This is a genomic window from Streptomyces sp. WM6386 (genome assembly GCF_000972385.1).
Classification (GTDB): Bacteria; Actinomycetota; Actinomycetes; order Streptomycetales; family Streptomycetaceae; genus Streptomyces.
The window spans coordinates 1-934 of sequence record NZ_JXTE01000242.1 but is presented as its reverse complement, the minus strand read 5'-3'; the positions used below and the strand labels follow the sequence as shown (position 1 = coordinate 934).

At 68.6% G+C, this 934-nt stretch carries 1 protein-coding gene; it reads right to left on the bottom strand.

What is annotated here, in order from left to right; translation table 11 throughout:
- On the bottom strand, window positions 1–934 hold a 934-nt coding region (locus TN53_RS41005; protein ID WP_046263974.1), incomplete at both ends, for an FAD-binding protein.

The window sequence follows — 934 nt, the reverse complement described above, 5'->3', positions numbered from 1 at the left end:
CACCTGGACGGCGGCGGTGGGGTTGACCAGGTCGTCGCGTGTCAGGTGCCGGTAGAACTCGTCGATGTGTGCCGTCGGCATGGTCTTGCGGTAGTAGGCGGACTTGAAGTCGGACCTGAAGGTGGGGTCGTTCAGCGTCGGGTTGGTGGTGCCGATGTAGCGGGCGGCCTGGAGCCAGGGCATCCGGGGCGGTCCCGCGAGTTGGGGCATCGCCGCCACCTCGCCCATGGGGGTGGTCATCGGCTCGTTGGCGACGTCCAGGCCGGCGGTGATGGCGCCGAGATAGTCGTCGAGTATCTTCTGCGCGTCCGGGACGGTCGCGTCGACCTGGGTGACCAGGCCGATGTAGCCGGCCGACTTGTGGTTCAGCCACAGCACGCTGGTCAGGTTGTCGTTGACGGTGCCGGACTTGATGTTCTTGGTGTGCCAGTCGCCGAAGTTCTTGACCAGCCGTGCGAAGCGGTCCTTGGTCATCTCGGCCCAGGGCCAGGCGGTGGCGTGCAGCAGCACTTCGGCCGGGGGCTGCGGCAGCAGTTTCGCGGGGTTGGTGCCGGTGGCTCCGGGAGAGCGGAACCAGAAGCGGGTGACGACGCCGAAGTTGCCGCCTCCGCCGCCGGTGTGGGCCCACCACAGGTCACGGTTGGGGTCGTTCGGCTCGCGGGTCGCGACCTTGACCGTCGCCGTGCCGTCGGCACCGACGCAAACGACCTCGACGCCGTACAGGTGGTCGACCACCAGCCCCATCTGGCGGCAGAGCAGGCCCCAGCCGCCGCCGCTGACATGGCCGCCGACGCCGACCTGGAAGCAGGTGCCGGCGGGGATGGTGACCCCCCAGGTGCGGTACATGCGCTCGTACACGTTCAGCACCTGCGAGCCGGCCTCGACGCAGACGGCGTTCTTGTCGGGGTCGAAGTAGACCCGGTCCATCCTGGTC